Source organism: Salinicoccus sp. CNSTN-B1 (genome assembly GCF_054792835.1).
This window is the reverse complement of the sequence record NZ_JBTWMN010000004.1, coordinates 801015-825156: the sequence shown is the minus strand read 5'-3', so window position 1 is coordinate 825156 and position 24142 is coordinate 801015. Positions and strand designations below refer to the sequence as shown.

Here is a 24142-nt window from a genome sequence, read left to right as displayed (position 1 = left end):
TCCCCTAATTGATTATCGCATTGCGCTCAAGAAATTTTATATCTACGTCATTCTTCTCATAGTTCGGGTGGTTCATCAGAAAGTGCTGGAAATCGAGATTTGTCGAGATGCTTCCGATTACCGTCTCATCGAGCACATGACGCATCCTGAGAATCGCTTGCTCGCGGGTCGGGGCATGCACGATGATCTTTGCGATCATGGAGTCGTAATGCGGCGGGATCACATAGCCCGGATAGACATGGGAATCGATGCGTACCCCACGCCCCATGCCGAAGTGGAGCATGTCGATCTCACCGGGCGCAGGCATGAAATTGTTTGCCGCGTCTTCGGCATTGATGCGGCACTCTATGGCAAAGCCTGAGATGCCCACATCTTCCTGGCTGATCGATAGTGGATCGCCAGAGGCCACCTCCATTTGGGCACGTACGATGTCGACACCTGTGATCGCTTCGGATATCGTATGCTCCACCTGGATGCGGGTATTCATTTCAATGAAATAGAAGGCCGCTTCTTCCTCAACATACAAATATTCGACTGTGCCGGCACCGCGATAATGCAGTTCTGCGACGGCATCAGCCGTCCGCTTCGTTATCTCTTCCCGTAACGCGTCATCCAGGATCGCAGCAGGCGCCTCTTCTACAAGCTTCTGGCTGTTGCGCTGTATCGAGCAGTCACGCTCATAGAGGTGGACCGCATTCCCTTTCCGTCCCCGATGACCTGAACCTCGATATGACGGGCTTTTTCGATGAACTTCTCGACATAGATGCGATCATCGTTGAAGGCATTCTTCGCCTCCTTCTTCGCTGCCTTGAAGTACTTTTCGAGCTCTGAGGGGTCATGCACAAAGCGCATGCCTTTACCGCCTCCGCCAGATGCCGCTTTTATGACGAGGGGAAGCCGATCTCCTTGGCGATCTTCTCCACTTCTTCGAACGTTTCAACTACACCTTCGCTGCCTGGAATGACGGGCACCCCCGCCTGCTTCATCGTCTGCCTTGCCTCTGATTTGTCCCCCATCCGGGAAATGGTCTCCGCAGTAGGTCCGATGAATGTCACATCGATGTCTTCAAGCCGCCGTACAAACTCGGCCGATTCCGACAGGAAGCCATAGCCCGGATGCACTGCGTCCGCCCCTGTAACCTCAATCGCCGAGACGATGGCGTCGATGTTCAGATAGCTGTCTGCACTCTGGGCAGGACCGATGCACACTGCCTCGTCCGCCAGTGCGACATGGGCACTCCCTGCGTCCGCCACCGAGTAGACCGCCACACTCCTGATGCCCATTTCCTTTAGTGTCCGGATGATCCTGACGGCAATCTCTCCACGGTTCGCAACCAATACTTTCTCCACGTCATTCCCCCTCCTGCCGGATGGAGAAGAGCGGCTGGCCGTATTCGACCCCTTCCCCATTACCGACGAGTATTTCTTCTACCGTCCCGTCAACATCCGACACGACATCGTTGAATACTTTCATCGCCTCGATGACGCCGAGGACATCCCCTTTTTTGACGGTTTCCCCTTCAGCTGTATACGCTTCTTTGCCTTCTTCATCCTTATCTATATAGAAAGTGCCCACTTGGCCCGCCTCTATAGTGTGCGCCCCACTGTCTCCCGCATCATGTTCCATGGCGGGCTGCGATAGCTGGCCAGTTGTTTTTTCGTGTGCTTCGAGATGGATCTTGAAGTCCCCTTCTTCCACCGTCAGCACCTTCAACTGCTGCTCCTGCATGAGTGTTGCATAGGCTTTCACTTTTTCGACATCCATTTATTCAACCTCCCATTATTCTTTCGATCTTTCTCGACACAGGACGAATATGCGCTCGGAAATCATTGTTGGTTTCCATATAGGTGCCACTCTCGATCCGTTCCATTTCCGCTTTGTACATCTCCGTCGCCTCTTCCACCGTGACGACTTTAAACCTGACCATCTCCCCCGGTTGCATCTGGACGAATTTCGGGATATCCGCCCGGACGACCGTTGCGATCTTTGCATATCCGCCGGCAGTCTGCCGGTCATTCAACAGCACGATCGGCTGACCGCCCTTCGGCACTTGTATACTGCCCAATTGTGTCGGTTCCGACAATACATCATGGGCGTCCGCTTCAAGTTTAGGTCCCTTCAGGCGGGCCCCATCCGGTCTGCGTCCTTCGTCAATTCATACTCGCCTTCAAAAAATGTGCGCTGCATGGCTTCATCGAAACGCTCGAACTGCTGACCCGGCACCACATGGACGACATCATCGCCTCTAGGTATCTGAACACGTTGCTGAGCGATTTTGTGCACCTGTCCGCCGTATGCAGCAAGCCTGTCGAAAGCCTTGAGCGGTCGTCCTTTATACCCGCCGATGCCACTCCTCGCATGGGTTGAGGCGCTGCCGAGCACCCGATTGACCTTGAAGCCACCGGCTACTGAAAGATACGTGCGGGCACCACTGGCAGCGGCTCCAATGGTGATTGTACTGCCTCTTAGGACAGGGAGGGCCATGCCTGAAGGATAGCTGCTGCCGTCTATATCAATCGGCATGTCTGCACCCGCCGTTGCGATGAAAGTGTCAGAGAGCACCTCGAATGTGCCGCCCTGGAGCGTCATTTCAAGTGCGGCGGCAGTTTCCGTGTTGCCAAGCAACTGGTTCGCCAAGCTGAACGCACGGTAGTCCATCGCCCCGGCCGGCGAAAAGCCCTCTGACTGATGGCCGTAGCGGCCGAGGTCCTGGACGGTCGTGTAGACCCCTGGCTTCAGTACTTTCAGAATCCCCGTCATTTGTTCCTCACCTCGCTGTTCACTTCATAGTCCCCTTGGGCGACACGCTTTTCGATATCCTTGTACTCGTCTTCCCCGATCGACCGGTAGACGATGCGGTCCCCGCCCCGTAGAGGATCGCCGGGTTTCTATCCGCATCAAAAAGTGGGACGGGCATGCGGCCGAGCAGGTGCCAGCCGCCTGGTGACTCGAACGGGTACATGCCCGTCTGTCGTCCCCGATCCCGACAGAACCTGCTGGAATGCTGACCCGGGGCGTTTCCAGCCGATCTTTATGCAATCGTTCGTCGAGACCGCCAAGGAATGGAAACCCCGGCATGAACCCAAGCATATAGACGAGATACTCGGTATCCGCGTGCAGGCGCACGACGTCTTCCTCGGACAAGCCCGATGTTTCAAAATGACCGATGTCCGGCCCATACTCCCCGCCGTAGCACACGGGTATTTCGATGACCCGGTACTGGAACGGCTCCTGCACAAGTGCATCGATATCTATTTTCTCAAGAGCTGCCTTAAGTTTTTCCAAGTCTACAGAAAATACTTCGAAATGGATGATGAGACTTGTATACGACGGTATGACCTCCACCACGCCTTCAAAGGACTGTGCTTCTATATGATGGCGCAGGGCGACGATCTGTCGATTCACCGCTTCATCGATTTCGTCGCCCAAATATATCGTCAGTGCATCTTCTGCAAACTGTCTGATTTTCATGCCTTTGCCCCCCAAACTGAATTTTCACACTTTTCTCATCTAATATCGTATACTATTATGGACAAAGGTGAAAGACCATTACTTAAATGAAGGAGCATAAAAATGACACGATACTTCTTGGATAGGATGAAGGCAGAACAGCTGGAGGATGCCTCCGGCCATAGACTCCACGAACGGTTCATGACCATCGCCGAAATCGGCATGACGAAAAATCAAGGGTCGCGGCGCATGGGGTATTCGAAGGAAGAGGAGGCAGCTAAGCAGCAGGTCATCAAATGGATGGAGGAGATCGGCATGACGGTGCGCCGCGACGGCGCCGGTAATGTCTTCGGCAGATACCCAGGACAAAACGATTCGAAAGTCTTCATGGCCGGTTCGCATCTCGACACCGTGCCGGACGGGGGACATTTTGATGGTGTCGCCGGCGTGCTTACCGCGCTCGAGATCGCAACACTGTGGCATGAGGCGGGATACAAACCGAAGTACTCCTATGAAGTAGCCGTCTTCAGCGATGAAGAAGGCAGCCGCTTCAACAGCGGATTGACCGGCAGCCGGGCTTTTATGGGGATGTTGACGGAAGGGGAAGTGGATAAATATAAGGACCCTTCCGGTCAGGACTTTGACGCCGTCATGGACGCAGCCGGGTTGGACCGCACACATTTCCTGGACGCGGAGGGACCTGATTATCCGATTGAAATGTATGCGGAGGTCCATATTGAACAGGCCAGACAGCTCGAAGAGAAGAATCTGCCGCTTGGCATCGTCAGCGGCATTGCCGGGGCGACGCGCACCAGTGTCGTATTCCATGGAAAAGCGGGCCATGCCGGCAGCACCCCGATGCCGGGACGTCAGGATGCGCTGGTCAAGGCATCCGAATTCATCTCGACTCTACCCCAGGTCGCCCAGGGCATCAGTGAGACGGCAGTCGCCACAGTGGGCAAGATCAATGTCGAACCGGGCGGCGTCAATGTCATCCCGGGCGAAGTGTCGCTTGTCGTCGATGCCCGGGATATAGACGTCGAGCTGCAATCTGCGCTCATCGATGCCGTTCGCAACCATGCCGAACGGACGGTTGAAGGCAGCAGCGTCACGGTCGATGTCGATTTGACGACCCGCATCATGCCGATCCCCATCCAACCGGAAGTCATCGAAAAGATGGAGCAGTCCTTCGAGCGCAAGGGGTTGAGCCCCGTCCATCTGCCGAGCGGCGCGGGGCATGACGCCATGGCCATCGGCACAAGGCACCCGATTACCATGCTGTTCGTGAGGAGCATTGCAGGCATCAGCCATAATCCGGCAGAATTCACCCATATTGCGGATATCCAGCAGGGCGTCCGTGTGCTGCAGGATTTCTTCGAAAATTACTAAAACCGGAAAGAAATGATTTCTTCCCTATTAAACGCCTGTTTTTCGGGTAGACTGACAGGGAGGTGAACCGAATGTCATATATACGCATTAAAGGCGCCAACCAGAATAACTTGAAGAATGTGAGCGTCGATATACCAAAACATACCCTGACTGTCTTTACTGGACGCTCCGGCTCAGGCAAGTCATCGCTTGTGTTCAATACACTTGCGGCCGAATCGGAACGCCTGTTGAACGAAACGTATTCAAGCTATCTGCAGAATCAGATGACGCAGTACGAGAAGCCGGACGTCGATCAGATCGAGAACCTGCCGGTGGCGATGATCATCAACCAGAAGCGCCTCGGCGGCAATTCCCGTTCCACGGTCGGCACGATTTCCGACATATACTCGTCCGTGCGTCTATTGTGGTCGAGGATCGGGGAACCGTTCGTCGGCTACTCCAACGTCTTCTCGTTCAACAATCCAAGCGGCATGTGCCAACGCTGCCAGGGATTGGGGTATGTCGAAGATATTGACCTCGATGAACTGCTCGACTACGACAAGTCGCTGAATGAAGATGCAATCAAGTTCCCATCCTTCCGCCCGGACAGCTGGCGCGGCAAACGCTATCTCTACAGCGGTCTGTTCGACAACGATAAGAAGCTGCGCGACTATACGGATGAGGAAATGGAGACCTTCTTGTATACGAAGCCGACACGTCTTAAGGATCCCCCTTCGAACTGGCCGCGTACGGCACAGTTCGAAGGGCTGATCCACCGCTTCAGACGGTCGTTCCTGCTCAATGACAACTTCGAGAAGAAGCGCTTCATCAACGATGTCAACCGCGTCGTCACAAGCCGCGACTGCCCCGACTGCAACGGCAAGCGCCTGAACGACACGGTGCTGTCATGCAAGATCGATGGCATGGATATCGCGGATTTCACAAATCTGTCCATCGAGGAGGCAATCCCGTTTCTCAAACAGCTCGATGATCCGAAATCCGAATACATCATCCGGCCGCTGCTCGCGCAGATGGAGTCCCTGTCGTATGTCGGACTCAACTATTTGACGCTTGCCCGTGAGACACCTTCCCTCTCAGGCGGGGAATCCCAGCGCATCAAACTCATCCGCCACTTGAACAGTCCGCTGGCCGATCTGGTCTACATCATCGATGAGCCGAGTGTCGGCCTGCATCCGGAAGATATCGAAAAGATCAATACGATCATGCGCTCCATCCGGGATAAGGGCAACACCGTCCTTGTCGTCGAACATGATCCCGACGTCGTCCAGATCGCCGATCATGTCATCGACATCGGTCCCGGTGCCGGCCAGCACGGTGGCGAAATCATCTTTACGGGGTCGTATGAGGAACTGATGAAGACCGATACGCCGACAGCCAGGGCACTCAACCGTCCGCATCAGCTGAAAGCACAGCCGAGACGCCCGTCAGACTTCATCAGCCTCAAGCACATCACCAGAAACAACTTGAAGGATGTCTCCGTCGACATCCCGAAAAATGTGCTGTCCGTCGTGACCGGGGTGGCCGGTTCCGGTAAGAGTACACTGATCAAGACTGGCTTCCGCAATGATCCGGATGCGATATTCATCGACCAGAAGCCGGTCCATGCTTCGAACCGTTCGAACCTGCTGACCTACATGGACCTCTTCGATGACATCCGGACCTTCTTCAGCAAGCAGACGGGACTGCGTAAGGGCATGTTCAGCTACAATTCTGAAGGCGCCTGCCCGGAATGCAACGGCAAAGGCGTATTAAAGACGGAGCTCGCCTTCATGCCGGACTTCTCCCAGACTTGTGAAGTGTGCGGCGGCACCCGCTATAAGCCAGAAGCATTGGCGGCCACAGTCGATGGCTATTCCATCGCTGATATACTGGCGCTTACCGTCGAGGAGGCATTGAGCGTCTTCAGAACCAACGCCCATGTCATCGAACGCCTGAGAACCGTGCAGGATACAGGGCTCCACTATATGACCCTCGGCCAGTCGCTCGATACATTGTCTGGCGGTGAGATACAGCGGGTCAAGCTCAGCCGCTACCTCGATGGCGAGGCGACAGGCCAGGTCTTCATATTTGATGAACCGACGACCGGGCTGCATGAAGATGACATTCCGACTCTACTCGAATGCTTCCAGGAGCTGATCGACCAGGGCAACACCGTCATCCTGATCGAACATAACCTCACCATGATGACCCATGCCGATTGGATCATCGATGTCGGTCCAGGCCCCGGTCTAAAGGGCGGCACGATACTCTACAGCGGTGCGCCCTCCGGCCTGCTTGATGTCGAGTCATCGGTGACGGCCAAACACATCAGACGCTATATCAGCAATCCAGAATGACACATAAAGAAAGCCTCTACCCTTTTGGTGGAGGCTTTCTCTGTATAATCTGAGCATCTTCACTTTCTTCTGTGTCGCACCGTCCTTCTGTAGAGCAAGGCAAACACCAGCAGTACACCTGTACAACCGAGCAGCCATACGGAAAGCATCATCATTCCGATTGTTCTCCATGGGTCATCGAGCCCGAAAAACATCGTGATGATAACCAGCACAGTCAACAAGGCGCTGGCTGCAACAGGAATGAGTGCCCGGCCATGGAGTTCCGCATAGACGATGGCCAGCCCAAATGTCAGCAGATAGAGGAGCGTCAAGGTTGCGGTGTTGATCGATTTATCCAACATCGCCCCAAAATCCACTCCACCCGAAGTTTCCGGCATCTCGACTTCAAGCGGCGCCATGTCATCCCCTTCATAGGAAATCGTCTGTATCTCGTAGACAGCCGGCTCGGACGGCCAGTCCTCCTGCACCAAAAATGCGAGGCGCTCTTCACCGTTGAAGAATGCCGGGGACGTCACCGAAGCATCTTGGTTGGTCAATTGCTCCATCTCTCCCGTTTCAGTGTCCGTCAGAAACAGCTCATAGATGTAGGTGCCTTTATCCGACTCGCCTGCCTGGGCTGTATAGGCAAGTGAAGCGCCGTCAGACGACAGGGTCGGGACGCCGATGTAGCCAGGTCTTTCGATTCCCACATAGGGGTGTTCTTCTTTGGTCTTAAGGTCATATGAACGCATCTCCTCTTCCATGAAATGGAGCATCTCCCCGTCCGCGGAAACATTCAATCCCCGCATATCGAATGCATCCTTATCCGTCAGTTTTTCATGGGCATCGCCTTCTCTACTGACGCGGTGGAGATCCCGTCCGTTTTCCGTCGATTCAGGAGCCGCGAGCAGATCTTCTGAAGGCATTGCGATATAGTAGACTGTTTCTCCATCCGGTGACATGGCAGCCTCAAAGACATGAGTGTCAGTGCTTGTCAGCTGGATGGGTTCGCCACCTATCTCTGGCAGGAGATGAAGTGTCTGTACCCCCTCTTCCGAGCGGCTCAAGTACATCAACCCTTGACCATCCGGAGTGAACTGGGGTTGGGTATGATTCGCCTCTTCTGTCAGCGCGATTTCTTCCGTACCCTCGCCGATATTTCCTATATAGATGGATTCCCTACCGTCATCATAGTAGGAGAAGGCCACCTGATCATCGTCCGGAGAAATATCGATCGATTCACCCAACCCCGTATGGTGTCTGTACGGGCTATCGTCTGTGGTCATACTGTACGTGACTGCTGCAGCAAACAGGATGAAGCCGATGATGATGGCCGTCATCAAACTCCTTTCTTTATTGATGCTACCCCTCCTTTAGATGTGACACTGGTTCAATCACTGTGACTGTCACTCCCGCATCACTTGCCTATAGTGATCGGGATCCGTATCCCCTTCTGTATTGATAAGGAGGATATTGGATGACCCGTCCAGGCCGAGGGCCTGCCGTGCTTGTGAATATCCGTCTTCTGTCATCAGCGCGTGCAGCGCGCCGAGTGTGACGGCTCCGGAGGCACCCGAAACGACAGGTTCATCTGAACCGGTCGGCCTGCCATAGAGGCGCATGCCACGCTCACTCGTTCCGTCCGGACAGCGGATGAAGGCGTCCGCTGACGCTTTCAGCATCTCAAAGCCCTGGGTACTCGGCGCCCCACATGCCAGGCCGGCCATCACAGTATTTAAGCTTCCTGTGACTTGTTGCGGTTTACCGGAAGTATCCTTCATCGATTGATGGAAGCAATCCGCCGCCCCGGCCTCAACCACGATGATCCGCGGGCGGTTACCGTCCATTTTGCTGAGTACCGCGGCTGTCATCGCAGCAGCGAACGATCCCACTCCAGCCTGCAGAAATACATGCGTGATGTCGTTGAAGGAAGTATGCCCAATTGTGCATGGACTTCGGACATGAGCGTCGTGTATCCTTCCATGATCATCAGCGGAATCTCGTCATACCCTGGCCAAGCTGTATCCTGCAGCAGCACCCACCCATGCTCTTTTGCCAAGTTGGCTGTCTCTTTGACGGTGTCATCATAGTTGAGTGTGGTGGCGGTCGCTTCCGCCCCGAGTTGCCGTACTGCTTCAAGACGGTGTTCGGCCGCCCCTTCAGGCATGAACACTTTGGCCTTCTGCCCGAGCAGACTGGCCGCCCACGCCACCCCTTTGCCGTGGTTGCCATCTGTCGCAGTCGCGAATGTCACGCCGGGATGCGTTTTAAGCATTTTCAGCAATTCATTGTAATCATTGAAATCCAAGCCTTCGTACCGCCTGAAATATTCCGCCATGACATAGATTCCGCCCAGCCCCTTGAACGCATTCAACCCGAAGCGTTCCGATTCATCCTTGGCATAGATTTTCGCGACGCCGAGCTGTTGTGACAAACCATCCAGGTGAACCAGCGGTGTAGCGGCATACTCCGGCACACTCTGGTGGAATTTTGCCGACCGCTCCATCACCCCCTGTGTGAAGTGCGCGAGCAGATCAGTTTGCCCCCTTCCTCCTTAAACCGATTTAAGACCATATCCATAGATGCTTCCCCTTACAATCATCGTCAATCGATCTAGATTTCTTACTTCGACTCTTCCATCTTCGCCTCTTTACGCTTCTTCTTTTTCTCTTTTATGCTGACAAGGAAATAGAGCGGCAGCATGCCGACGACGAATGCCACAATGACGATGGACCGGTTTTTCGGTCCCACCCAATCGAAGACGTAGAGGCCGAGGAACACTAGGATTACAACCGCAATCAAAAATAACTTTTTATACATTGTGCGCCACCTGCCCCCAGTCTTTTAATATCTCCTGCATCTGCCGGCGTGCCTGTGCCCCTTCACGGATCGGATACTGCGGGAAGACATGGTTCATCTTCGGATATTCATAGTACCTATATGGTGCACCGGCCGCTTCAAGCATGCCGGCAAATTTCCGGGCGTCCGGCAGGCACACTTCATGCTCGCCGACGAACAGATGGATCTTCGGCAGACCGTCGATACTGCCGTATATCGGTGACACTTTGTAGTAGGTCGGATCCGCGTCACCCGCCCAGATGCGGCCGATGACTTTCAGGTTGGCGGGTTTCAGCATCGGGTCCAGTGCCGCATATTTCTTCATTTCGGGATGGGTCATCGTGACGTCGAGCCAGGGTGATATGAGGATCAACCCGTATGGCTTGGGCAACTGCATCGACGCAAGCCACTGGGTGAATCCTAAAGCCAGTCCGCCGCCGGCCGAATCCCCCATGAGCACGGGCACTTCCGGGTCCTCATCCAGCAGTTCACGGTACAGCCGGTCCACCGCGTCATACGCATCATCATAAGTGAATTCCGGGGTTTTCGGGTAGATCGGCACGATGAATTCAAGTCCCGTATCCTCCACCATCCCATCTAAAAACATCCAATGGAAGAGCGATGGCTGATGGATGTAGCCGCCGCCGTGGAGATAAAGTACCCGTCTGTCACCCTGCTTCTGGCGCGGCTGGAGCCGATAGACTTTCATATCGGCCTGTTGAGAGATGCCGATTTCCGACCGCAGTATGCCTTCCGGTATCTTATGTTCCTTCTGGTTCTCCCTGAAGTTATCGGCAAGCATCTTTTCATCCACATCTTCGAGATCGAAGTTGACGAAGCGGATGATATCTTCAGCAAGCTTGCTGCCGATGCTCCGCTCTTCTACCAGACGCGCCCGCACCGAATACGATAAAACCCCGACGCCCGCCAGTATGGCTGAAGCTTTGAGGACATCTTTCATGCAATCATCCCTTTCGTTTTGAAGTGCCCTCTGAAGAGGAGCGGCTCTCTGAGTGCCATTACAGATGGAAACGCCGACCGAGCTGGGTCATGAAGGCGCGGGTCGCGAATGCAAAGATCAGCGTGAACGTCGTGACGCCAAAGAGCAGTGCGACGACGCTCGGCCACATGACGGTCGCCATGCCGACCAAATGGAGCAGACCCGGAACGAAGCTGAGCGCAATCATCAGCAGCAGAAAGCTGACATAGCCGCTCCATTTCAGGCGCACACGCAACATGAAGATCGACATCAGCAGGATGCCGCCGATGATCAGGAACGGTACGACGTAATCGACGGACCACTGGACGGAGCCGGACATCGCGTCGATCACCAACAGCAGGATGGTCAGGCTGACCACCTGCGCGGTGATCTTGCCGCCGATATGGGAAGCTGAGAGTATTGTATGGCTGAGTGATACCAGCACATAGAATACGGCCACGGCGACGTAGAATACCCATAGGAACTGGGGCATGACGATGATGTTGACCGCCAATGAAGCAATCACCGCCAGCACCCCGAGGAAAATGGCGATTCTGGTGATGCGGGCTTTTATGCGCTGTTCCTCCCGGTTGTAGGCCGGATACCAGGTTTCGCCGTCTTGTTTGTCAATGCCGGTGGGTGCGTCGCACAGCGGACATTCTACCTGCCCCACCCAGACACCACAATTCGGGCATTCCGTCATATCCCATCCCCCAGTCGTTGGAGTAGACGGTGATATCCTGTCCAGTCTTCTCCTTAAGCAGCATAAAGAATGTGCGGATGATTTCCTGCTCCATGATCGAGCGTGAAAATGTGATCGTGAGCCGGTCGTTCAACGTGCCGATGCCACAGTTGATCGGACTCTTCCGGTCGGATACAGCACCACTTCCATACGGTCGACGTATGGTTTCATCGCTTCCGGCAGCTTGATGTTGCCGAGGTTCGACAACGTCATCGTCTTGAGCCGTTCGCCGAGCTGGTTGAAGCCAAAGCGCATGACCGGATATTTGAGCATGACCGGCACAGCACGGGTCAGGGGGTTGGTCTGCAGTGAGACGAAGCGGTTGATGCCGGCCTGCAGGTTCTCCTTATCCGTCTTATCGGCAAGCTGGGCCGACACATCTTTGATGAGGTCATCAAACGTCACATAGCCGTCCATCGAGACGTCGATGTTCGCGACATAGAAGAAATTGCGCAATGTTGTGGATGGAAAATGCCGTCTCAGACTGACGGGCACCGCTATCGCAATCCGCTCCTCCCGCCTGTCGCCTGCCTTCTTCTCATCATGGATCGCCTGGATCAATATGCTGAGCAGAAATCCTGTAAGTGAAGTTCCCGGGCCTTGGCGAAGGTGTTGACCTTACCGGCATCCATCACCCCGTGGATGACATTGATGCCCGGCGGGTCGAGCGACACGCCTTTAATCTGATAACTTGGCTTCAGCCGCGGGCCCGTACGCTTGATGTTGCGGGTCGTCGCAAAGCGCTCGAAGCTGTCTTCCATCTCCTCCGGCCGTGGCGGATCTTCCGGCAGCAGGACATCATTCCCAACCGGATCCTCCATGCCGCGCAGCATCAGATATTGGTAGACGAGCGTCTTCAGAAACTCCACCGCGCCGCCGCCATCGGTCACCGAGTGGAAGATTTCCACCGAGATGCGCCGGTCGAAATAAAGCACCCGGATGAGGTAGGCGTTATTTTCCTTCGCATCAATCGGGGCACATGGATGTGCGCCCTCCCGCTTGACGCTGAGCAGTTCATCATTATGCTCCATAAAGTCCCAGAACAGCCCTTTACGCACACGTACCTTGAGCGTCGGGAAACGCACTGCGACGATATCGAGCGCTTCCTGCAGTGTTTGTCCATCGACCTTCTCACCCAGGATCATCGCCACCCGGAATACCGCAGAGTTCGTCGCATCCGATACCGCATGGAATATCTTTCCGGTATTATCTATCTTGTACCACTCATCCATGCGACCGCCTCCTTCCTGTATGCCTTCCGGCTGCTCTTATTTATGTCCAATCAAAATTTCAAGGTCGAGCGTCACCGTCTGCGCCTGTGTGATGAAATCATCGAGTTCGCCCGGCGCCTGGTTCCAGGCCAATGGGGACATCCCACAAAGATGCCGAAGTGCTGGTTCTTCGAGTGGTACGTTTTTGGTGATGTGCATGCGTTCAGAAGGCCCGTACTGCGCCTCGAACAGTGCCACCGTATCCGCATTGTCATACTGCGCCTTATCCGTCCCCTTATAGAGCGCCTCCCGCAGTTCCTTCAAATAACCCGCACCCGGCACGACTTTGATGATCCGTCCGCCTGGTGATAACACCCGGTTGAAGGTCTCATAGCTTGCCGGCGATAGTATATTCAAGATGACATCACTCTGTGCATCGGCTATCGGCAGTTCTGCCAGGTCACCGACCAGCCACAGCTGTTCAGGATAGTGCTTTGCCGCCATCATGATGCCTTCTTTGGCAATGTCGACACCGATCCCCACTGCATCCGCTCTATCGATGTGTGCCATAACCTTGGCGAGATGGGAGCCTTCACCACTTCCGGCATCCAGCACCTTCAGGGCTGATTCACCGTCATCTGCCCCACTGCATCCGCAATCGTCGTATGCAGTGCGTCATAGAAGCCACTTTCCGTGATGAAGGCATGCCGGTGTTCAAACAACGTCTTGTCATACTGGGTTTTGACCGGCTTGTTCAGCATGTTGACATAGCCCTGTTTGGCGAAATCGAATGAATGCCCGTTACCGCACACGAGTGAAGCCTGTTCCCTGACATGCATATCTCCTCCGCACACCGGGCAGCGGAATATATCCGCATACCTCCCCGCGAGCTGCGCGCTCTTTTCCTTCTTCTTCATACTACGGCCTCCCGCTTCATTCTGTTAGTTTTATAGTAGACGAGCCGCCCGCCTTGTGCAAATGAATGTGACTTCAAGTCACATCATTTGTAATCATGCGGGCGCTTATTTAATGTTTAGGTTGATCGACCATGACGGATAACGGCACACTGCGCGCACCACAGACAGACCAGATCCAAACCTATGGAGGTAATGATACTATGACACGATATGATTATGACGTCGCATTCATCGGCAGCGGACACGCCGCATGGCACGCTGCAATGGCGCTCATCCAGGCGGACATGAAAGTCGCCATCATCGAAGCGGACACCATCGCCGGCACGTGCACTAATTTCGGCTGCAACCCGAAGATCCTGCTCGAGGGACCGTTTGAAGTACTTGAAGAGCTCGGACACTATAAAGGCATCCTCAGCCAGGACACTACAGTCGACTGGCCCTCATTGATGGACTACAAGAAAAGGTCATCCCACCGATGTCGGAAGGCTTAAAGCAGATGTTCGAGCAACAAGGCATCGACATCCACATGGGCCGCGGTACCCTGCAGGATGCCCATACCATCGCAGTCGGTGACAAGACATTCACTTCGGATAAAATCATCATCGCGACCGGCCAGCACAGCAACGCACTCGACATCCCGGGCAAAGAATATGCCAGCAACAGCCGCGACTTCATGGATATGGCATCCATGCCGGAACACATTACATTCATAGGCGGTGGCTTCATCACAGCAGAATTTGCCTCCATCGCCATCAAGACGGGCGCGGAAGTCCATGTCATCACCCATTCTGATGAAATGCTCCGTGGCTTCAACCGCAAGCATGTCGGCATGCTGACAGAAAAACTCGAGTCGGAGGGCGTCCATTTCCACTACAATGAAGACACTTCCGAAATCTCGAAGGATGGCGAGCGTTATACCCTCCGCACCGAATCCGGCATGACACTATCCACCGACTGCATCATCGATGCCACCGGACGTGTACCGAATGTCGCCGGGCTCGGGCTTGAGAACGCCGGTGTCAGATATACGAAAAAAGGCATCCAGACAGACGGCTATCTGCGTACGGCACAGCCCAACATCTACGCAAGCGGCGACGTGTTGGACAAAGCGATTCCGAAGCTCACGCCGACCGCCACATTCGAGTCGGAATACATTGCCGCGCATATCACCGGCATGAATACGGAACCGCTCAAATATCCGGCCATCCCGAATGTGCTCTATACACTGCCGCGTCTCGCCACAATCGGCGCCACGGTTGCCGATGCTGATGAAGATGACAGCCTCACCGTCAAAACAATCGAGTTCGGCAAACGGCTGTTGTTCGAGTATAAAAATGAAACCGATGCCCAGATGGACATCGTCATCGATCAGGACAAGCGGCTGGTCGGCGCTGAAATATACGGCAATGATGCGGCGGACCTGGTCAACGTCCTCACTTTCGCAGTCAATCAGAAAGTGACGGCCCAGGACCTCTCTACCATGATCTTCGCATTCCCAAGCCCTTCAAGCGGCGTCATCGATATGCTCAAATTCGAATTGTTGTAGCACAGCACAGAAGCGGATAATTTTATCCGCTTCTTTTTTTATGCCTTCATCGCTCTGCCATTCCACCGAGTTTCTTCATCTGACGGTCCAGCACCTGTTTGATGACCGGCTTCGCCCCTTTAAGCATAAGTGCGTACTTGCGTTTCTCCGGGTCGAACGTGCTCGTCACCTGCACCTTCGTCGTCGGCTCAGCAGCTGGTTCCAGTTTGAAAGTTGAAACGATCACACCCTGCTTGAGTACCGTCTTAACTTCAACATGCTGGTTCGTTTCATATTCCGTAATCTCAGAACGGAAGCGGTATGTGCGGTTCAGCACCTTCAACTTTGTGATGAAGCGGGCGCCGATCCCCCGCTCCGCTTCAGTCAGATAGTCGTTCCCTTCAAAGATCGGACTCCACGACTTCAGCTTCTCGTCATCGTTGACGATGGCGAACAGTTCCTCCGGTGTGCCCGCCATCTCTTTTTCAAAATGATACAGTTCCATATGATCCTACCTCCCTATTGTCCCTAATCATACCATTTTTAAAGTCATGATCCGCCACAGTGTGCACATCATTAACGCTCGATTTCCATGAATGATAAAATGGACCCTGTACTAAATAAACAGAGGAAATGCGAGGGATAGACAGATGAAGACATTGACAGATACATTCAAACTGCATAACGGCACCGAGATTCCGGGCGTCGGCTTCGGCACATGGCAGACACCAGACGGGGAAACTGCGGTCAACGCCGTCAAGAAAGCGATCGAATCCGGCTACCGTCACGTCGATACGGCAGCTGCGTATAAAAATGAAGGCAGCGTCGGCCAGGCAATCAGGGAATCCGGGGTGGACCGTAAAGATCTGTTCATCACCAGCAAGCTATGGAATTCCGAACGGGGCTACGAGACGACGAAAGCCGCTTTCGACAACACTCTGAAAGCACTCGGCACGGATTACCTTGACCTCTACCTCATCCACTGGCCAGCAAATAAGAAACAGTTTGACGACTGGGAAAAAATCAACCTGGATACGTGGAAAGCGATGACCGAACTCTATCAAGAAGGCAAAATCAAAGCCATCGGCGTCTCCAACTTCATGCCACACCACTTGGAAGCACTCGTCGACACGGAAATCAAACCGATGGTCAACCAGATCGAATATCATCCGGGGTACACACAGGATGAGACCGTCGCCTACTGCAAGCAGCACGACATTCTCGTTGAAGCATGGAGCCCAATCGGGTCCGGCCGCCTGCTCGAAAATGAAGACCTCAAGAAAATTGCCGAGAAATATGATAAATCAGTAGCACAGCTGTGCATCAGATATGTCATGCAGAATGGCATCCTGCCATTGCCGAAATCCGTGACCCCTTCACGCATCGAAGAAAACACACACCTCTTCGACTTTGAAATAAGTGAAGCCGACATGAAGCAGATGGACGCGATGGACAACGTCGGATTCTCCGGCATGACACCGGATGAAATGGACCTCTAGATTTCTGAAGCATTATGATGCAGGGTGTCTAGCACCTTGCAGATAACATAATGAACCCCAATTCCATGTGGAATTGGGGTTCATTTTTATACTTCAATAACCACTAATTCTTTTGTTGACGGGGTCAATACTTCGCATCCCTGATCGTTGATGAGCAAGACATCCTCCACCCTTGCACCGCCGACACGAGGCAGGTAGATGCCGGGTTCCACACAGACCGTCATGCCTTTTTCCAGTACTTTATCCTTTTGGACAGAAAACAGGGGCTTCTCGTGTACTTCCAACCTAATGCCATGACCCGTCCCTGTCCCTGACTGCTCATTGTAGCCCGTCTTAATGAGATGCTCCCGCATCAGATGGTCGACCTCGGTGTCCTGCATGCCGGGTTTGATGTTATCCACGCAATTATTGAACGCAGTCAGCACGACATCATGTATCTCCTTCATTTTATCTGACGGTTCGCCCATGGATACGACTTCTGGAAATATCTGCCCAATACCCGTCGTAACATGCCCCGAAATCTATAGTGATCATTTCACCTTTCTCAATCTTTTTGCCGGTCGCCCTCCCATGCGGCAGGGAAGACCTTGAACCAGAGGCGACAATGGGTGGAAATCCAGCTGCATAGCCGTTTTCTTTCTTCATGAAATCTTCCAGTTCACCAGCCACTTCCAGTTCAGTCATGCCTACTTTGATGAAGTTTGTAATGTGTAGATAGGCTTCATCCGTAATCCGGCAAGCCTCTCTGATTTTATCCAATTCATCGGGTGATTTGATCATTCTGATGTTTTCTACAATGTCATAGGATGGCACCAACTCACCATCGAACATTTCATCGAGCCACTTATGCAGACCAAAACTGATATGCCGCTCTTCAAAACCCATTTTTTTTATATTTCTTTCGTTGAGTTGACGAGCCACCGCTTCATAGATTTTCCCTTTGTGGCCCGTATGGCCTGCATGGAGGATTACTTCGAAATCAGTCTGTTGTTTTGCCTGCTCGAAATACCTGTAGTCTGTAACCAATAATTTTTCATTGCGGGTTATTATAAGCACGCCATTACTGCCCGTAAACCCGGAGAGATAACGTATATTCCAAAGCCCCGAAATCATCACTGCCTCTATTCCGAAATTATCGAATTCCTCGATCAGTTTATCTATTCTACTCAAATCGACCTCTCCTTTTAATGAAATTCATTTTTTCTCAATACATGGAAACAATAGTGGAAAATACTATAAGTAAGATGCCCATGGACAACACCCATAACCCTGAGCCAGTTCTTCGAAAGTTCCGCTTATCTTTAAGCTCAGCATCCTGCTCCGCAACGAATGTCTCCAATTTCGAATCATGTCTTAAGATTTTCTTGAAGTTATTGAATATCGCATTGTAGACCCCTTTATTCATCATCCACATGAATCCGCCGGCTATGAACAGCAGTAGCCCAACCATGAAAAATAAGTTAAGATATTCTATCGGTATGTTTACGGCAACAGGCAATAATATGAGACAGGCTGCTGCAGTGAGATAAATTAAAACTGTTTTTTTACTTACTGTCTTCAATCCATTCCACCCCTTTACCTTCAACCTGCTCTTGTCTATATGCTTCCATTTCTTTTTCGGTGCATGACACGAAGTGCCCCGGGTCACTTCCCTCATCTGGCCGGGATCCTTGACCTTCTCCCAGGCGATGTCTTCTTCCTTACTTCGGTTCTTTTCATTGCGCGGATCAGGCACCGGTATGGCGCCAAGCAAAGACTGCGTATATGGATGCAAAGGGTTTTCGAATAGTTCATCACTATCTGCAACTTCCACTAATCTACCTTTATACATTACCCCGATCCTGTCACTGATGTGTTTCACCATCGACAAGTCATGGGCGATGAATAAGTATGTCAGTGCATTCTCATTCTGCAGTTTTTTCAGCAGATTGATTATTTGAGCCTGTATTGATACATCCAATGCTGAAATGGGTTCGTCCGCAACGATGAATTCCGGTTCTACGGCGAGGGCTCTGGCAATCCCTATCCGCTGTCTCTGTCCCCACTGAATTCGTGGGGGTATCTGGTGGCATGTTCAGAATTCAACCCTACTGTTTCCAATAATGCCTTTACTTTTTCCCTACGTTCTTTCTTATTTTGATATAGACCGTGTATATCCATTCCTTCTGCGATGATATCCTCTACGGTCCAACGTGGGTTCAGAGATGAGTACGGATCCTGGAAAATCATCTGCATCTGCTTATGAAGTTCCAATTTGTTCTTCTCTGCCAGACTCTTGCCTTTAAAATGTATCTCGCCTTCTGTCGATTGATATAAATTGACTAGATTCCGGCCCGTGGTCGATTTCCCGCACCCCGACTCACCTACCAGCCCGAAGGTTTCCCCCTCGTAGATTTCGAAACTCACCCCGTCTACTGCCCTTACTTCGTTTTTCTGGCCTTTATTGAAATGCTGTTTAAGGCCTTTCACTTCCAATAGCTTGTTGCTTCCTATCTTTTTCTCGCTCCGTACTTCCTCATCCTTATCGGATTCAAATATCTCTTCAACTTCATCCTCTACTGCCTTACTCACTTTTTCGTGCAGCAGCCAAGTCGCCGCGTGATGTGTTTCCGTCACTTCGAACATGGGTGGATTATATAGGAAATCTATTTTCAGAGGTGCTTTATTGCGTATCGCAAATGCATCCCCTTCAGGGGGGTTCATCAAATTTGGGGGTGAGCCTGGAATCGAGATCAATGTATCGTGGGAATGCTCCAGATTCGGCATGGCTTTCAACAAGCCTTTGGTGTAGGGATGCTGCGGATTATAGAAGATCTCTTCCACTTTTCCTATCTCCACTATCTTTCCGGCGTACATGACCGCAACCCGATCTGCAATATTGGCTACCACACCCAAGTCATGGGTGATGAATATGATTGAGGTGCCGCGTTCCTTTTGAATTTTCTTGAACAGATCGATCACCTGCGCCTGTACTGTAACGTCTAAAGCAGTCGTTGGTTCATCCGCTATCAGTATTTCGGGATCGCATGCTAATGCCATGGCTATGACCACTCTTTGCTGCATGCCTCCGGAAAACTGATGGGGATATTGATTGATCCTTTTTTCAGGTTCATGTATCCCCACTGAACCCAATATTTCGATTGCCCTCCCTACAGCCTCTTTCTTCGATATTTTACTATGTGTCAAAATCCCTTCTATAATTGGTTTTTCACGGTCATGGTCGGATTTAAGGATGACATCGGATCTTGGAATACTATTGATATTTCTGATCCTCTCAATTTCCTCAACTTTTTTTTATTATATTTCAATATATCTTCATCTTTATATTTTATATATTCTCCGCTGATTTTCCCCGGAGGTTCGGGTATAAGCCCCATGATACTTTTCGACATCACTGATTTGCCAGAACCGGATTCACCTACAACTGCCAGAGTCTCGCCCTTTTTCAAATCAAAGGAGACGTTCCTGACTGCCTGGACCACCCCGGCATAAGTATCGAAAGTGACATCGAGGTTTTTTACAGAAAGTATTTCATCCAAACTCATCACTCCTACTTTCTCATTTTAGGATCAAACGCGTCTCTCAAACCATCTCCCAATAGATTGAAGCTGATCATGACCAGACTGATTATGATAGACGAGAACATGAGCATATGGGGGTAAATCTGAATCAGTTCAAACCCATCGTTCACTATCGTCCCTAAGGAAGCTATCGGAGGCTGCAGCCCTAAACCAATAAAACTCAAGAATGCTTCTGTAAATATTGCGGTTGGGATAGTGAACATCGTCGTTATTATAATCGGCCCCATTGAATTTGGGATGAGGTGACGCCAGATCAATCTCGTGTCTCCCGCCCCTAGTGTTCTCGAAGCCAAGACGAATTCCTGACCCTTCAGTTTCAGGACTTGTCCTCTTATGATCCTTGCCATATTCACCCATCCTGTTATGACCATCGCCAGTGTAATCGACATGATTCCAGGCTGGAGGATGAGTATGAGCAGAATGATTACAATGAGGTTCGGAACTCCTATAAGGACTTCTATAATGCGCTGCATAACATTGTCTACCCTGCCGCCATAGTAAGCAGAAATACTGCCATAGGTGACACCGATAAGCAAATCCAGAAGCGCAGCCAAAAACGCGATGTACAAGGAGATACGGGTGCCTTCCCATATCCGCGTCCAGACATCCCGCCCGAGGTTATCCGTCCCGAACCAATAATAGCCCTCTACATTCTCCGCTTCGTATATATCAACACCGTTGATATCCGTTCCATTCAAATTCAAGAATGGCACATGCTCTAAAACTGGAACTTTAGGTGGCATGTTGCTTATTTGGAGATTCTGTTCATCAAATTCGTGATCATTCATATAAGGGCCCAAAATGGCGAGGAGGATGATGAGTATGATTAGCACCAGTCCCACTATCGCCCCTTTATTCTGTTTGAGACGACGCCATGAATCTCCCCAATAACTTATTGGCTTTGTCGAAATGACTTCTTTGCCGCTATGCAGCTGATTTTCCACTTCAAACAAATCATCCGTCAATTTATGCTCAGGTATGCTAATTTTTGCCACCTCCAGAAAGTCGGATTCTCGGATCTATAATGCCGTAGAGGATATCGACGATGAAGATGACGACTATGAACAGGAGACTGAAAAATAGTGTAACTCCCATAATTACTGGATAATCATTGGTCAGTATTGAATTTACAAATTGTTCTCCGAGACCTGGGATGCTGAAAATACGTTCCACCACAAGCGTGCCTGTCATAAGTGACACAGTTAAAGGACCGATGATGGTGATGATTGGTATCATTGCATTCCGGATTCCATGTTTCCTGATCACCTTCCATCTATCCACACCTTTTGCATGAGCGGTCGTAATATAATCCTGCCCAAGCACCTCGAGCATTTCCGAGCGCATATACCTGGCGATGGTCGCCATTACAAACGCGGCCAGGGAAATTGTCGGCAGGATGGAGTATTCAAATCCGTCCCAAAACGCCACCGGCAGCCATTGGAGTCTCACGCCTATCCAATACTGGAGAAGGCCGGCAAAGACAAAGTTGGGGATCGATAGTCCCAAAACAGCTGCAATCATCGCCGAGTAATCGACCAGTGTGTTCTGCCTTATCGCAGCAATGATGCCAAGGAGCCCTCCAACAACAAGCCCAAGGCCCATCGCCTGGGCCCCGAGTATTGCTGATACTCCTATCCTTTCTCCAATGATGGTGGCTACTGAACGACCGTCGAACTGAAATGAGACGCCCAATTCGCCGACCATTATATTTCCAAGGTACTTAAAATACTGTACCGCCACAGGCTCATCCAAGCCGTATCTCTGATTCAATATTCTTTCCTGGGCTTCACTCAGTCTTTCATCATTAAACGGGGATCCCGGCAATGTCTGCATCAGGAAGAAAGTCAATGATGCGATCAATAAAAATGTGAAAATCATATACCCTAATCTGCTTAGTATATATTTTGCCACTTGGACACCTCCTGGATATCTTCACAGAATCGTTTCATTCAATGTTATTTTTCCATGGTCACCCACTTGAATGAGAATGTATTATCCGGGTGCGCGGTGAAATTATTGACTTCCGGTTTTATGAGCCTGGCGTTTGCTGACTGGTAGATTGGGGAAATCGCCGTTTCCTGATCGATTAGAATGCGTTCTGCTTCCTGCAGGTCAGCAAACCTCTGATCCAGATCGGAAAAATCCGTCTGTGCCTTTTTGACAAGGCTGTCGTACTCTTCATTCTCAAAGTCCTGCCAATTGTAAGGCCCATCAGATAAATGGATATTCAAAAACTCGACAGGATCGCTCAGATCGTTTCTCCAGCCCGAAAATGACATATCGTAATCTTGTTGGCTTTCCAAGTCAAGCTTCTGTTTGTTCGGCTGCTGGTTTATGTTCACCGTTAATCCTGGAAGGTTCTTCTCCCATTGGTTCTTCATATATTCAGCCATGGATTTTCTTTGGTCATCGTCATAACTCAATAACTCCAGAAGTGACCGAATCTTTCCCCAATTCCTCCAAGCCTTTTTCCAGATTTTTGGGCCTCTTCAACATCAGTCATATTGAAATCACCATATTTCTCCCTGAAATCTTCCCCTTCACTATTTTCAACGAAGTTTTCAGGAACCAGGAAGTATGCAGGTATCGAACCATTCTTCAATATCGAATCTGCCGCTTCTGCCTTATCGTAGGACATATCCAATGCCTTTCTGATATTGCCATTATTCAAATCTTCATTTCTGGAAATTGAATCTGACGAAATACACTTCTGTATTTATGTTTGTCGTATATTCTTCACTGTCCGCATACATATCTACAAATTCAGAAGTGAGATTTACAACATCAATATCACCTGTTTCATATAGATTCACTTCAGTTGAAGCATCTTTGGCGACTTTATAGTCGACGGCATCGAGTTCAACCGCATCACTATCCCAATACTCTTCATTTTTGCTCAATACCCAGCCCTGGTCATGATTCCAGTCATCAAGATAAAAAGGACCATTGGAGATGACATTTTCAGGTTCCAATCCATAGTCATCCCCCTGCTCAGCGATGAAGTCTTCATTTTGTGGAAACATGACTGGATTGGTCAGCACTTCCAAAAAGTACGGGACGTTGTTATTGAGTTCAACCACTAGTGTTTTATCGTCAGTCGCTTCCACACCGAGTTCATCTACTTTGCCATACAACTCATCGTCAGGATCCTGGATTTCATTGGCATTGACTATGGGTGCCATCAAGTATGCATGTGGAGAAAATGTTTCCGGATTCAATGCCCGTTTCCATGCGTATGTAAAATCATGTGCTGTAACGGGATCACCATTTGACCACACTGCGTCTTCCCTGATATTGAAAGTATAGGTTACGCCACCATCTTCATTTTCCGTCATCTCATAATCTTCAGCCATACCTTCAGTCAACTCATTGTCCTGATCCAATCTGAACAGCCCTTCATAAATGTTCAGCATGATTGTCTGGGACAAGCCATCCAGATTACCGTTCGTCTGGACCGTCGGCAGTTCGCCAGGGGTGGCCATATGCAATGTTCCGCCACTGGAGCCATCAGCAGTGCCTTCAGATTCTCCTCCGTCCCCGCCTGAGTCTTTTGCCGACTCTTCCCCACTTCCTCCGTAACATGCTGTAAGCAGTGCGGCCATCATGACAAGCAGAACCATCATAAAGAAACGTGATTTTTTCATTTATAACCCTCCATTTTTTAAATATTCGGAATAATATCCTTAAAAATTTTTG

General features: G+C 51.2%; 24 protein-coding genes and 6 pseudogenes. 4 read left to right on the top strand and 26 right to left on the bottom strand.

The genetic code is table 11. The features are described 5' to 3' along the window. Positions 1 to 4: 4 nt before the first annotated feature. The 4 genes and pseudogenes from accC to pxpB form a co-directional block, all read right to left on the bottom strand. A pseudogene (accC, locus tag ACYF68_RS04790) lies at positions 5 to 1409 on the bottom strand (acetyl-CoA carboxylase biotin carboxylase subunit). After that, complete coding sequence (locus ACYF68_RS04785; RefSeq protein ID WP_461045565.1) at positions 1351 to 1764, bottom strand: acetyl-CoA carboxylase biotin carboxyl carrier protein; 414 nt, start codon at positions 1762 to 1764, stop codon at positions 1351 to 1353. Before ACYF68_RS04785 ends, accC begins: the two are co-directional and overlap by 59 nt. A 4-nt stretch (positions 1765 to 1768) precedes the next feature. Further along, positions 1769 to 2658, bottom strand: a pseudogene (locus tag ACYF68_RS04780) (5-oxoprolinase subunit C family protein). A 121-nt stretch (positions 2659 to 2779) separates the two neighbouring features. Next, a pseudogene (gene pxpB, locus ACYF68_RS04775) lies at positions 2780 to 3471 on the bottom strand (5-oxoprolinase subunit PxpB). Between the two features lie 102 nt (positions 3472 to 3573). Here pxpB and ACYF68_RS04770 point away from each other — a divergent pair. After that, on the top strand, positions 3574 to 4839 hold the full coding sequence (locus ACYF68_RS04770; RefSeq protein ID WP_461045564.1) for a M20 family metallo-hydrolase: 1266 nt from the start codon (positions 3574 to 3576) through the stop codon (positions 4837 to 4839). Positions 4840 to 4910: 71 nt separating this feature from the next. After that, positions 4911 to 7175 carry an ATP-binding cassette domain-containing protein gene (locus tag ACYF68_RS04765; RefSeq protein ID WP_461045563.1) on the top strand — a complete coding sequence of 755 codons (2265 nt, stop codon included), beginning with the start codon at positions 4911 to 4913 and terminating at the stop codon, positions 7173 to 7175. Between the two features lie 59 nt (positions 7176 to 7234). Here the strand turns inward: ACYF68_RS04765 and ACYF68_RS04760 are convergent, their stop codons facing one another. The 11 genes from ACYF68_RS04760 to ACYF68_RS04710 form a co-directional block, all read right to left on the bottom strand. Next, entirely contained in the window at positions 7235 to 8494 is a 1260-nt protein-coding gene (locus tag ACYF68_RS04760; RefSeq protein ID WP_461045562.1) for a hypothetical protein, read from the bottom strand. Positions 8495 to 8560: 66 nt separating this feature from the next. Next, positions 8561 to 9046 (bottom strand): pyridoxal-phosphate dependent enzyme, encoded by a 486-nt coding sequence (locus ACYF68_RS04755; RefSeq protein ID WP_461045561.1) that lies wholly within the window; start codon positions 9044 to 9046, stop codon positions 8561 to 8563. Continuing rightward, positions 9022 to 9660, bottom strand: coding sequence for a pyridoxal-phosphate dependent enzyme (locus ACYF68_RS04750; protein ID WP_461045560.1), 639 nt, complete (start codon positions 9658 to 9660; stop codon positions 9022 to 9024). The genes ACYF68_RS04755 and ACYF68_RS04750 overlap by 25 nt, the downstream gene beginning before the upstream one ends. A gap of 116 nt (positions 9661 to 9776) precedes the next feature. Then, positions 9777 to 9974, bottom strand: coding sequence for a hypothetical protein (locus ACYF68_RS04745; RefSeq protein WP_461045559.1), 198 nt, complete (start codon positions 9972 to 9974; stop codon positions 9777 to 9779). Beyond that, positions 9967 to 10953 (bottom strand): alpha/beta hydrolase, encoded by a 987-nt coding sequence (locus ACYF68_RS04740; protein WP_461045558.1) that lies wholly within the window; start codon positions 10951 to 10953, stop codon positions 9967 to 9969. The genes ACYF68_RS04745 and ACYF68_RS04740 overlap by 8 nt, the downstream gene beginning before the upstream one ends. Positions 10954 to 11011: 58 nt before the next feature. Further along, positions 11012 to 11644 carry a DUF6320 domain-containing protein gene (locus tag ACYF68_RS04735; protein WP_461045557.1) on the bottom strand — a complete coding sequence of 211 codons (633 nt, stop codon included), beginning with the start codon at positions 11642 to 11644 and terminating at the stop codon, positions 11012 to 11014. Then, complete coding sequence (locus ACYF68_RS04730; protein ID WP_461045556.1) at positions 11598 to 11807, bottom strand: hypothetical protein; 210 nt, start codon at positions 11805 to 11807, stop codon at positions 11598 to 11600. The genes ACYF68_RS04735 and ACYF68_RS04730 overlap by 47 nt, the downstream gene beginning before the upstream one ends. Further along, positions 11804 to 12274, bottom strand: coding sequence for a hypothetical protein (locus ACYF68_RS04725; protein ID WP_461045555.1), 471 nt, complete (start codon positions 12272 to 12274; stop codon positions 11804 to 11806). Before ACYF68_RS04725 ends, ACYF68_RS04730 begins: the two co-directional genes overlap by 4 nt. Next, positions 12271 to 12945: a hypothetical protein gene (locus ACYF68_RS04720; RefSeq protein ID WP_461045554.1), complete on the bottom strand. Its 675-nt coding sequence runs from the start codon at positions 12943 to 12945 to the stop codon at positions 12271 to 12273. The genes ACYF68_RS04725 and ACYF68_RS04720 overlap by 4 nt, the downstream gene beginning before the upstream one ends. 36 nt (positions 12946 to 12981) lie before the next feature. Next, positions 12982 to 13539 carry a methyltransferase domain-containing protein gene (locus ACYF68_RS04715; protein WP_461045553.1) on the bottom strand — a complete coding sequence of 186 codons (558 nt, stop codon included), beginning with the start codon at positions 13537 to 13539 and terminating at the stop codon, positions 12982 to 12984. Positions 13540 to 13541: 2 nt separating this feature from the next. Beyond that, positions 13542 to 13841 carry a putative RNA methyltransferase gene (locus tag ACYF68_RS04710; protein WP_461045552.1) on the bottom strand — a complete coding sequence of 100 codons (300 nt, stop codon included), beginning with the start codon at positions 13839 to 13841 and terminating at the stop codon, positions 13542 to 13544. Between the two features lie 200 nt (positions 13842 to 14041). Here ACYF68_RS04710 and ACYF68_RS04705 point away from each other — a divergent pair. Continuing rightward, positions 14042 to 15387 (top strand): annotated as a pseudogene (locus tag ACYF68_RS04705) (dihydrolipoyl dehydrogenase family protein). Between the two features lie 46 nt (positions 15388 to 15433). Here the strand turns inward: ACYF68_RS04705 and ACYF68_RS04700 are convergent. Continuing rightward, entirely contained in the window at positions 15434 to 15871 is a 438-nt protein-coding gene (locus ACYF68_RS04700) for an SRPBCC family protein (RefSeq protein ID WP_461045551.1), read from the bottom strand. Positions 15872 to 16016: 145 nt separating this feature from the next. Between ACYF68_RS04700 and ACYF68_RS04695 the strand changes: the two genes are divergently transcribed. Further along, the gene (locus tag ACYF68_RS04695; protein ID WP_461045550.1) at positions 16017 to 16865 is read left to right on the top strand and encodes an aldo/keto reductase; all 849 of its coding nucleotides are present in this window, start codon (positions 16017 to 16019) and stop codon (positions 16863 to 16865) included. 86 nt (positions 16866 to 16951) lie between these two features. On the opposite strand, the gene ACYF68_RS04690 is transcribed toward ACYF68_RS04695, so the two are convergent. The 10 genes and pseudogenes from ACYF68_RS04690 to ACYF68_RS04645 form a co-directional block, all read right to left on the bottom strand. Next, positions 16952 to 17332, bottom strand: a complete 381-nt coding sequence (locus ACYF68_RS04690; RefSeq protein WP_461045549.1) for a M24 family metallopeptidase — start codon at positions 17330 to 17332, stop codon at positions 16952 to 16954. Continuing rightward, positions 17313 to 18035 carry a M24 family metallopeptidase gene (locus ACYF68_RS04685; RefSeq protein WP_461045548.1) on the bottom strand — a complete coding sequence of 241 codons (723 nt, stop codon included), beginning with the start codon at positions 18033 to 18035 and terminating at the stop codon, positions 17313 to 17315. Before ACYF68_RS04685 ends, ACYF68_RS04690 begins: the two co-directional genes overlap by 20 nt. Before the next feature lie 34 nt (positions 18036 to 18069). Beyond that, the gene (locus ACYF68_RS04680; RefSeq protein ID WP_461045547.1) at positions 18070 to 18450 is read right to left on the bottom strand and encodes a DUF3899 domain-containing protein; all 381 of its coding nucleotides are present in this window, start codon (positions 18448 to 18450) and stop codon (positions 18070 to 18072) included. Then, a pseudogene (locus ACYF68_RS04675) lies at positions 18410 to 19358 on the bottom strand (ABC transporter ATP-binding protein). Before ACYF68_RS04675 ends, ACYF68_RS04680 begins: the two are co-directional and overlap by 41 nt. 45 nt (positions 19359 to 19403) lie before the next feature. Continuing rightward, positions 19404 to 20404 (bottom strand): annotated as a pseudogene (locus ACYF68_RS04670) (ABC transporter ATP-binding protein); the annotation flags it as partial. A gap of 11 nt (positions 20405 to 20415) precedes the next feature. Continuing rightward, complete coding sequence (gene opp3C / locus ACYF68_RS04665) at positions 20416 to 21426, bottom strand: oligopeptide ABC transporter permease (protein ID WP_461047493.1); 1011 nt, start codon at positions 21424 to 21426, stop codon at positions 20416 to 20418. Position 21427: 1 nt separating this feature from the next. Continuing rightward, entirely contained in the window at positions 21428 to 22357 is a 930-nt protein-coding gene (gene opp3b, locus ACYF68_RS04660) for an oligopeptide ABC transporter permease (RefSeq protein ID WP_380569775.1), read from the bottom strand. A gap of 44 nt (positions 22358 to 22401) precedes the next feature. Beyond that, the gene (locus tag ACYF68_RS04655; protein WP_461045546.1) at positions 22402 to 22869 is read right to left on the bottom strand and encodes an ABC transporter substrate-binding protein; all 468 of its coding nucleotides are present in this window, start codon (positions 22867 to 22869) and stop codon (positions 22402 to 22404) included. Beyond that, positions 22866 to 23117: a hypothetical protein gene (locus ACYF68_RS04650; RefSeq protein ID WP_461045545.1), complete on the bottom strand. Its 252-nt coding sequence runs from the start codon at positions 23115 to 23117 to the stop codon at positions 22866 to 22868. Before ACYF68_RS04650 ends, ACYF68_RS04655 begins: the two co-directional genes overlap by 4 nt. Before the next feature lie 4 nt (positions 23118 to 23121). Beyond that, a complete protein-coding gene (locus ACYF68_RS04645) occupies positions 23122 to 24090 on the bottom strand; it encodes a peptide ABC transporter substrate-binding protein (RefSeq protein ID WP_461045544.1) in 969 nt (322 codons plus the stop codon). Between the last annotated feature and the right edge of the window lie 52 nt (positions 24091 to 24142).

Coding starts and splice junctions, on each gene's coding strand:
- ACYF68_RS04785 (WP_461045565.1), bottom strand. CDS start 1,764: ATGGATGTCGAAAAAGTGAAAGCCTATGCAACACTCATGCAGGAGCAG.
- ACYF68_RS04770 (WP_461045564.1), top strand. CDS start 3,574: ATGACACGATACTTCTTGGATAGGATGAAGGCAGAACAGCTGGAGGAT.
- ACYF68_RS04765 (WP_461045563.1), top strand. CDS start 4,911: ATGTCATATATACGCATTAAAGGCGCCAACCAGAATAACTTGAAGAAT.
- ACYF68_RS04760 (WP_461045562.1), bottom strand. CDS start 8,494: ATGACGGCCATCATCATCGGCTTCATCCTGTTTGCTGCAGCAGTCACG.
- ACYF68_RS04750 (WP_461045560.1), bottom strand. CDS start 9,660: ATGGAGCGGTCGGCAAAATTCCACCAGAGTGTGCCGGAGTATGCCGCT.
- ACYF68_RS04745 (WP_461045559.1), bottom strand. CDS start 9,974: ATGTATAAAAAGTTATTTTTGATTGCGGTTGTAATCCTAGTGTTCCTC.
- ACYF68_RS04740 (WP_461045558.1), bottom strand. CDS start 10,953: ATGAAAGATGTCCTCAAAGCTTCAGCCATACTGGCGGGCGTCGGGGTT.
- ACYF68_RS04720 (WP_461045554.1), bottom strand. CDS start 12,945: ATGGATGAGTGGTACAAGATAGATAATACCGGAAAGATATTCCATGCG.
- ACYF68_RS04710 (WP_461045552.1), bottom strand. CDS start 13,841: ATGAAGAAGAAGGAAAAGAGCGCGCAGCTCGCGGGGAGGTATGCGGAT.
- ACYF68_RS04700 (WP_461045551.1), bottom strand. CDS start 15,871: ATGGAACTGTATCATTTTGAAAAAGAGATGGCGGGCACACCGGAGGAA.
- ACYF68_RS04695 (WP_461045550.1), top strand. CDS start 16,017: ATGAAGACATTGACAGATACATTCAAACTGCATAACGGCACCGAGATT.
- ACYF68_RS04690 (WP_461045549.1), bottom strand. CDS start 17,332: ATGGGCGAACCGTCAGATAAAATGAAGGAGATACATGATGTCGTGCTG.
- ACYF68_RS04645 (WP_461045544.1), bottom strand. CDS start 24,090: ATGAAAAAATCACGTTTCTTTATGATGGTTCTGCTTGTCATGATGGCC.